Genomic DNA, 8,800 nt, shown 5'->3' on the forward strand with positions numbered 1-8,800 from the left:
TATTGCAGAGGAGATGGCTTATGCATGGATGATGAAGATCGGCACTCAATACGTTGAGGATGAGGTTTTCGTTTCAAATTTCTTATCAGATTTCATGAAACATCTACCAAATGAACTCTCTGAGATTTCAATTAAAGACCTTGACTTCTCGGATTTTTTAAAACACCGAGAAAAGGAAAAGGAATGGAAAAGTGTTTCTGAAAATAAAAAGAGACTAGCAGCAGAACGAAAAGAATTACGCCTCGCCATGAAACAGAAATATGGTTATGCTGAGATAGATGGAAATCAGACCGAGATCGCAAATTGGATGGTAGAACCACCAGGTCTCTTTATGGGTCGTGGAAAACATCCTTTGCGAGGACATTGGAAGCCTCGGGTTTATCACAAGGATGTGACTTTGAACTTAGATAAGGAAGCACCAGTGCCGAAGGGAAACTGGGGGAAAATAGTTCACGATCATAATTCGATGTGGCTGGCTTCTTGGACTGAAAAACTCACAGGCAAGAGAAAATATGTCTGGTTACATGACAGTTCCTCATTACGTCAGCAACGAGATAAGTCGAAATATGATAATGCTAAAAAGTTAGAGAAACGGTTGGACCAAGTACGTAAATATATCATAAAGGGTATGAAGTCCAATGATGAGAAGATCAGAAAGCTTGCCACTGTCTCCTACCTAATTGATAATCTTTGTATGAGGGTTGGAGATGAAAAGGAAAAAGATGAAGCTGACACGGTAGGCGCATCCACTCTAAGAGTAGAGCATGTAGTGATCGATAAGGAGTGCATTCGCTTCAACTTTCTAGGAAAGGATAGCGTGCTCTGGGAGAAGAGTTTAACTATCAATGATGAATTTAGTAAACTGTTTAAAGAAAACCTCCTGAGATTTAAAAAAGGTAAAAGACCAGAGCAACCAATATTCGATGAGATTAATTCCTATTACGTTAACAAGTTCCTATCAAAGGCTGTAAAGGGGTTGACAGCTAAAAACTTCAGAACATTCCACGCCACTAATATAGTGAGGCGTTATTTATCAGAACACGATTCTTTTCAAGGAGGAACTTCAGATCACTTAAAGTTATTCTATGCGAAGATAGCAAATCTCAAAGCAGCTATCACATGTAATCATAAGAGAACTCCTCCCAAGACTTGGGAAAGCTCCTTAGATAAAAAGTATGAACGTTTAAGAAAGTTAAAGGAAACAATTCCAAAGACTGATAAAAGTAGAGCAAATCTAAAGGAGAGAATCCTAAAGGCTGATCTAGCAGTTAGACTCCATGAAGAAACGCGAGATTACAACTTGACTGCTTCTTTACGTAATTATATCGATCCTAGAGTTTATAAATCTTGGGCGAAATATATAGAGTTAGAGTGGGATAAAATATATACCAAGACACTACAGAGTAAGTTTGCATGGGCAAGACGTTCTGGTCAAAATTGGGACCGTTTGAAAATTCTTCCAGTGAAGTCTTGATATTAATAAATTACCTAAAGCCATTGATTCAAGATTTTTAAAGTCTCTTGTATTTAGGATGAAAACAAGATATCTTAAAAAATAAGTGGGTTGGGCCCCATATCTTCCAGATTAGGCTCATAATGTTAAAGATGGAACTACATATTGTAGAATGAGTGAGAAGCAATCTAGATTGATTGTATACTATTTTTTATTTTTTACAGGATAAGTTAAGCATATAAATTATAAAGAGGCATTCTATTATAATTATTAAGAGGTTTGCTCAACCTATCTTTCTGCAAGAAAGAAACAAGATGGCTTCCGAATAGTCTATACGCTCCATTAGACAAAGTTATAACGAATTTTTATCTAAAAAGATTATAACTAATATTGTCAATTTTCTTAGACATTTTAAACTAATTCATCAAATAAATCTTAAAGTAAAAGGCTTATAAATAAGATATTTTTATTCTATTAGAAATAAAATGAAAAAAATTTTAATCGCTGGATTTTTGATACTTACAATTCTCTTTTCATTTTCTATAGTTCCAAGTCACACCCTAGTGGAGACAGTTTTAAGCAGGGATTTGGTAATAGATCTTGGCGCAGGTTTAACGACTAACGCTCAGCTGACCATTCCCGCTGTTGGAGAAGGGCCTTTCCCAGGAGTTATTCTAGTACATGGATCTGGTCCTATGGATATGAATGAGTATCTACCTCCCTTAGTTACTGGAACAGGGGAACCCTCAAGACCCTTTCTCCAGATAGCAGAATATCTTTCAGAGAGAGGTTTCGTGGTGCTACGGTACAACAAGAGAGGAATCGGTCTAAATATGACAGTGTTGGATCAAAATGTATACGGAAATATGACGGTTCAAGATTTAATAGGAGATGCTGAGAAGGCAATTGAAGTTCTTATACAACAACCTGAAGTCGATATAAACGATATAACTATAATCGGTCACAGTGAGGGAACTGCCATAGCACCGATAATTGCCGATGAAGATCCTAGAGTGAAGAAAATGGTACTTATGAGTGCATACGCTCAAAACCTTAGTGATGTAATATACTATCAGCTAGTCGATCGGACAATATTCTTTGCTGAAGAAATAGATACAAATGATGATGGATTACTTTCAATACAAGAAGTATATGCAACTATGGAAGTTGAAAATGTAGAACTATCGCCGCTCCCACCCGAATTGATGATAGAAAACAGCACAGGAGTATGGCTCTGGTATCCAGAACTTGATGCGAACGAAGACAGCTATTTTAGCATTGACGAAGAGTTGAAACCTCTGAGGATTGGAGCGTTCGAATGGTTTACAACGACCGAGTTTCCAGGATCTATATGGTTGCATTCGCACTTCATTATGGATACAAATTTAGCTTTAATTGGAAACATTTCTGCAAGTATCCTGATACTTCAGGGAGAAAACGACACACAGGCCCCCGTTGAGGAAGCCTTCCTTTTAGAACAAAGATTGACGGAGATACATCATCCCGATCACACTCTGATCACCTATCCAGGTATCGGACACACGTTCTATCCTACAAACGGCTGGATACAACCTCTTGGACCCATACAAGAATACGTTCTATCAGACCTTGCTACATGGCTCAAAGATCCAGATAGGGATTTAAATCAACAAATCAGCGAACTTCGATCAACTTTGGATGCAACTACAACGCTGGCCTACATCGCAATCGGAATCGCCATAATAGCAGTTGTAGTTGCGGTTGTAATGACATTACGCAGACGCCCAGAATCCAAGATTATCGAGTAAGGCTATATCGATTTAGTTATGCTATGCAATAGTAGAGAGTAATAAAATAATTAACGAATATCGTAAATTATTTATCTATCAGATCATGCAACTCTTTGATCCAATAAAATTAGCTGAAGAGACTGAAAAGATCGTAGTAAAAAACGATCTTAGAAAATATTATCGAATTTTTAGACCTGGACGATGGTATGGAGGTATCGCAACATCTGACTGTTGTGGTTGCTGCTTAAGATGCATCTTTTGTTGGAGTAATAAACCAAGGGATCATCCAGAAAATTTTGGTAACTTTTACTCTCCAGAATACATATTTAAGAAGCTAGATGCTTGTGCTAAGAGGTTTAGATATAATCAATTGAGGATTAGTGGTAATGAGCCTACAATTGGTAAAGACCATCTTTTAAAGTTGCTTGAACTGATAAATCAGACAGATTATTCATTCATTTTAGAGACAAGTGGTATTCTTATCGGAAATGACATAGACTATGCAAAGCAACTTTCAGGGTTTAGGCGTCTCCATGTAAGGGTTTCGATAAAAGGGACGAATCGTAAAGAGTTCTCAATACTTACCGGTGCATCTCCTGAAGCATTTGATTTGCAGTTAAATGCATTAAAAAATCTTATCGAAGCTAAGGTAAGATGTCACCCTGCTGTTATGTTATCCTTTAGTCCAAAAGAGAATTATGCAAAGTTAATCAAAAGAATAAAGGAGATAGAGAAAAACCTAGCGGATAGTATTGAAGAAGAGTATGTCTTTCTTTATCCTCATGTAGTTGAAAGACTGAAAATAGCTGGAATTGTACCCCTTATAGCTTACTCGCCAGAAGGGATTCCTAGTAAACTAATTTGATATTAAATGATTATTTTTAGTTTTTCTTATGTGATTACTTTTTATAATAGCAACTTATTAGGAAATATTCTGATAAAGAACCATTTTAATGATTTAACAACTCGATACTATAAGGAAAAATTTGAATAAAACTTCATTAGATGTGAATGGTATGAAAAGGATTGCCTTTCAAGGAGAACCTGGAGCTTACAGTGAAGAAGGTGCCTTCAAATATTTTGGGAATTCAATACAGACGATAGGATGTAAAACGTTATCGGATGTTTTTCAAAATTTAAAAGAAGATAAAGTTGATTTTGCTATAGTTCCCGTTGAAAATTCTATAGAAGGCAGTATAGGTCAAGCTTACGATTTACTATTAACATATAATCTTAAAGCTTGTGGAGAAGTCTTTCATAGAATAAAACATTGTTTGATATCGTTTCCTAATACTGATCTGAAATCTATAAAGACAGTTTATTCACATCCTCAGGCATTAGGACAATGTAGAAAATTTTTAGAAGAATTGGAGTGTGAAATTATACCTTTTTATGATACTGCTGGTAGCGTTAACATGATAAAAGAGAAGAATTTGAAAAATGCTGCTGGAATAGCGAGTGCAAGTGCAGCAAGGATTTATGGAATGAAAGTAATCCTAGAAGGTATAGAAACCAATCATAATAATTACACAAGATTTTTAATTTTATCAAAAAAAGACTCAAAACCAACAGGAAATGATAAAACCTCCATTATTTTTTCAACTAAGCACGTTCCTGGAGCTCTATATGATGCCTTAGCAATTTTTTCAGTAAGCGACATCAATCTAACAAAAATAGAATCAAGACCGATTGTTGGAAGACCTTGGGAATACAATTTCTATTTAGATTTTGAAGGTCATCATAAAGAAAAATTGGTTGGTGTAGCATTGGAAATTCTAAAGCGTAATTCCTTATTTATGAAAATGATAGGTTCTTATCCTAAGGCAAAAGAAACTTTTAGCAAAGATAGACTATAGAAATTTTTATGGAAATTAATTTACCTAAAAAGAACTTACTCAAGCTTATTCTTAAGGGCTTACAAATAGCTGACAAAGAAAATAACTCCAAGAAAAAATGATATTTAAAGAACAACTAAACAACGGCCTCAATATGCCTAAAATTATGTCTAGATTATATTCATATTATAATAAACTAAGAACTGGTGGGGTGCTGATGGCCCTCAGATCCTATGGACCATCAGCTACGGTTATTCTCCATGGCTGTGATAATTCCGCAAATCTCCAAGTTAATGTACTTATTTCGATTTATAAAGTTTAGCATTACCATCTTAGAAAGTTGAGTATAAAAAAGATTAAAGGCTTTAATCAACCATCCGAAAGAATTATTTTTATTTGTGGTTTAAAGAAGAAATTGAACTGTAAAGATTAATTTAATAAAAATAGCAATATCGAGGTCTTAAAATGAAAATAGCAATAATTGGTGGAGCAGGAAATATGGGGAAATGGTTTTGTAATTTTTTCTTGAGACAGGGATATGAAGTAATAGTTTCAGGAAGGACTAGACAAAAATTGATCGATTTATCAAAAGAAATTCCAGTAAAAGTTGCAGAAGATAATATTGATGCTGTAAAGAAAGCTGATATTATTATAGTTTCAGTTTTATTACAAAACTTTGAGGGCGTTGTTAAAGATTTTGCTCCTTATATTCAAGAGAATCAAATAGTTTGGGACATAACATCTGTAAAAGAAATTCCAGTAGAAATAATGCAGAAGTACATAAAAAAGGGAACGATCTTAGGAACTCATCCAGTTTTTGGACCAGGAGCAAAGGATACAAATCAAAATTTTGTTCTTACTCCTACTAAGGAAAAAGAGGAGAGATACGCTAAAGAATTAAAGACATGTCTAGAAGAAAGATGTTTTAGAGTTAGTATAATGTCTCCCAGAAAGCATGATGAACTGATGTCAGTTATTTTAGGATTTTCTCATTTTGTCGGTTTGACTGTTGTGGATACATGGCTTGACTTGGATTATAAAGAATTAGAAAAAATTTCAGGTACAAGTTTTCAGACTCTCTTTAATCTTGTACAAAATGTTGTTAATACTGATCCAGAATTCTATTCTGTCCTACAGATGAGTCTACCTGATGTTGAAAAAGTAGAAAGTTTATTCCAATATAAAATTGAAAAGTGGTTGAATATTATAAAAAATAAAGATAAAGCAAAGTTTGTTGAAGAGATGATAATTTTAAGAAAAAAATTAGAAGAATTAATGAATAATTGATGACAGATGTTTAATTGGAGATTATCAATCTAAGTTATGCCTTTTCTTCATTCTGCGTTATGTCATATTTTTCTCTTATTTTAGCGTCAGCTATTTTAGCGATCATAGTATTTGAGATCAACACATATTTGACTCCAGTAAGATCTGCTAAGTCTGCCGGTTTTTGATCCTGAGTAACAAGCAACAAGTTGTTTTTCTTCGCATAAGCTACGACATCTTTGTCTTTTGCTCCTTGCAATCCTGCATCTTGGACAGTAAGAACATCCCATCCTAAAGTCTCGAAATACTCTTTAAGACCAGCATACATTTCATCAAGTAAAATCTTCAATTAGTTCACCTAATCACATTTTATTCAAATATAATTTGCCCTTTTAGAACTTTTTGAATTCTAGATTTCTTCAATAAATAAAGATGATTTTTGATAGTAAGATTATGGCATTGCCAATAGAATTCGACCATCAATAATTAATTCTAAATACCTAGAAACACCTTCATAACCTACTAAAGTGATAAGACTTATCACAAAGAGATTATAAAACAATAGAAGGAATGATCGAGGTAATATATGAGCCGAGGAAGAAGGTCGTAATCCATGAATATCTAGCTTATGATAAACTTGAAGATTTGGCTAGAATCCAAGCTTTAGGAGTGGCCCCAGGTGGTTTAGGTAAAGCCCTTAAATGGGTTGATGGGATTGCTATGCAATTCAACGCAATGCCTATGAATGAGACTATAACGAAGGAGCTTCTTAGTGGGGTGCTCCACTGGGACTATGTCTCTTTTGCAGAACTGCCAAAGTATCAAAATGGGATAAGGTTAAAACAGGTAAACGTTACAGTTCCTATAATCAATGTTGACAATCATGAAATCTTTAGAGCAATTGCCTCATTTCTTAAAAAAAGACTACCTAGCAATAAATCACAAGATTGACTCAGATTGAGTCAGTTACTGAAAGGTATCAAATCAAATTGGAGGTGATTGTTATTAAAGAGGCCATGTTCTACGAAAAAGTCGGAGGGAAAGTCGTCCACTGTCATTTATGCAGTCATCATTGTAAAATCAATGAAGGAAATAGAGGAATCTGTGGCGTACGAGAGAACATAGATGGAACTCTATACTCGCTGGTTTATGGGAAACTTATAGCTAGTGCGGTCGATCCTATCGAAAAGAAACCTCTCTTCCATTTTCTTCCCGGATCACGAACTTATTCCATAGCCACGGTTGGCTGCAATTTTCGTTGCCTAAATTGCCAGAACTATGATATCTCTCAGATGCCTAAGCCTAAAAAACCTGTAATCGGAAAAGACATAACTCCCAATGAAATCGTTGAAACCGCGAAACATAACAATTGTGAAAGCATCGCCTATACATATACAGAACCAACCATCTTCTTTGAATACGCCTTTGAAACAGCCAAATTAGCCAGCAAAGATGGTCTAAAAAACATTTTCGTCACTAATGGGTATATAACCGAAGATGCTCTAAGGGTTATTTCTCCCTACTTAGATGCGGCTAATATCGACCTAAAAAGTATGAGCGATGAATTTTATCGGAAGATATGTGGAGCTCGTATAAAACATGTAATGAACACTATAAGGCTACACAAAGAGATGGGAATCTGGATTGAGATCACAACTTTGATCATCCCATCTCTTAATGATTCTGAAAATAACTTTAGGAAGATAGCCGAGTTTATTAAAAATCTCGACGAAAGTATACCTTGGCATATAACGAAGTTTTACCCTGCTTATAGACTCTTAGATCTGCCACCAACACCCGTAGAAACCCTTGATAAAGCAAAGAAGATAGGATTAGATATCGGGTTGAAGCATATTTATCAAGGAAACATTCCCGGAGAAGGGGAAAACACATACTGTCCTAATTGTGGAAGATCACTGATCAAAAGGGATGGTTATCTAGTAATTAAGAATAACATTAGAGATTCAAAATGCTCATACTGTAGTACAAAGATAGACGGAGTTTGGTAAAAGTTGTAATGCGTGATAACAAGAGACAAACAAAATAAAATGAATCGTTACCAATTCGTAAAGATATGAAAACTCTTAAAGGAGCAATATTAAAATCATCCTCTCAATTTTCTAGTTCATAAAAAGTAGGAATTATTTATCTTTCTTTTTTTTGGATACTAGCTTTCATAACTAAAGAATAGCTGATTAGAAGTTTATGTGAGACATGGATATTCAAAGATAATATTTCGCTTCTTTTGAAAATAGAAAAATTTTAATCCTGTTATCCTTTTTTAAGATTCATTAGTCGTAAGGGAATGTGTGAAATGAGAGCGAAATACAAAATTCACAGATTTACGCTTAAAATGACGGAAGACCAGAGTACGTTAGAACAGTTCTTAAACGGTCTAGAAGGCGAAGTGGTGGAAATTATCCCAAATGTTACTCCTAAGTTCACTCCTGGGGGAATGGGTGCCGTGGTGGACTTTC

Annotated in this window: 8 protein-coding genes; 7 read left to right on the plus strand and 1 reads right to left on the minus strand. The window is 35.0% G+C overall.

What is annotated here, in order from left to right:
* The 5 genes from L6N96_02900 to L6N96_02920 all read left to right on the plus strand — a co-directional run.
* A partial coding sequence (locus tag L6N96_02900) for a DNA topoisomerase I (protein MCP8323111.1) occupies positions 1-1,474 on the plus strand: 1,474 nt, incomplete at its 5' end.
* 464 nt (positions 1,475-1,938) lie between these two features.
* Positions 1,939-3,240, plus strand: coding sequence for an alpha/beta hydrolase (locus L6N96_02905; GenBank protein ID MCP8323112.1), 1,302 nt, complete (start codon positions 1,939-1,941; stop codon positions 3,238-3,240).
* An 85-nt stretch (positions 3,241-3,325) separates the two neighbouring features.
* Positions 3,326-4,087, plus strand: coding sequence for a radical SAM protein (locus L6N96_02910; GenBank protein MCP8323113.1), 762 nt, complete (start codon positions 3,326-3,328; stop codon positions 4,085-4,087).
* A gap of 151 nt (positions 4,088-4,238) precedes the next feature.
* Positions 4,239-5,078, plus strand: coding sequence for a prephenate dehydratase (gene pheA / locus L6N96_02915; protein ID MCP8323114.1), 840 nt, complete (start codon positions 4,239-4,241; stop codon positions 5,076-5,078).
* Positions 5,079-5,522: 444 nt separating this feature from the next.
* Positions 5,523-6,344 (plus strand): prephenate dehydrogenase/arogenate dehydrogenase family protein, encoded by an 822-nt coding sequence (locus L6N96_02920; GenBank protein MCP8323115.1) that lies wholly within the window; start codon positions 5,523-5,525, stop codon positions 6,342-6,344.
* A 34-nt stretch (positions 6,345-6,378) separates the two neighbouring features.
* Here the strand turns inward: L6N96_02920 and L6N96_02925 are convergent, their stop codons facing one another.
* Positions 6,379-6,672, minus strand: coding sequence for a DUF5615 family PIN-like protein (locus L6N96_02925; GenBank protein ID MCP8323116.1), 294 nt, complete (start codon positions 6,670-6,672; stop codon positions 6,379-6,381).
* Between the two features lie 221 nt (positions 6,673-6,893).
* Here L6N96_02925 and L6N96_02930 point away from each other — a divergent pair, with 221 nt between their 5' ends.
* Both L6N96_02930 and amrS read left to right on the plus strand, forming a co-directional pair.
* Positions 6,894-7,274, plus strand: coding sequence for a hypothetical protein (locus L6N96_02930; GenBank protein MCP8323117.1), 381 nt, complete (start codon positions 6,894-6,896; stop codon positions 7,272-7,274).
* On the plus strand, positions 7,271-8,332 hold the full coding sequence (gene amrS, locus L6N96_02935) for an AmmeMemoRadiSam system radical SAM enzyme (protein ID MCP8323118.1): 1,062 nt from the start codon (positions 7,271-7,273) through the stop codon (positions 8,330-8,332). Before L6N96_02930 ends, amrS begins: the two co-directional genes overlap by 4 nt.
* The last annotated feature ends 468 nt before the right edge of the window (positions 8,333-8,800 follow it).

It is taken from the genome of Candidatus Methylarchaceae archaeon HK02M2 (assembly GCA_024256165.1).
In the GTDB taxonomy this organism is placed as follows: domain Archaea; phylum Thermoproteota; class Nitrososphaeria; order Nitrososphaerales; family JACAEJ01; genus HK02M2.

Bases quoted from the DNA above. Each gene is read 5' to 3' on its own strand.
- L6N96_02905 (MCP8323112.1), top strand. From the start codon at position 1,939: ATGAAAAAAATTTTAATCGCTGGATTTTTGATACTTACAATTCTCTTT.
- L6N96_02910 (MCP8323113.1), top strand. From the start codon at position 3,326: ATGCAACTCTTTGATCCAATAAAATTAGCTGAAGAGACTGAAAAGATC.
- pheA (MCP8323114.1), top strand. From the start codon at position 4,239: ATGAAAAGGATTGCCTTTCAAGGAGAACCTGGAGCTTACAGTGAAGAA.
- L6N96_02920 (MCP8323115.1), top strand. From the start codon at position 5,523: ATGAAAATAGCAATAATTGGTGGAGCAGGAAATATGGGGAAATGGTTT.
- L6N96_02930 (MCP8323117.1), top strand. From the start codon at position 6,894: ATGATCGAGGTAATATATGAGCCGAGGAAGAAGGTCGTAATCCATGAA.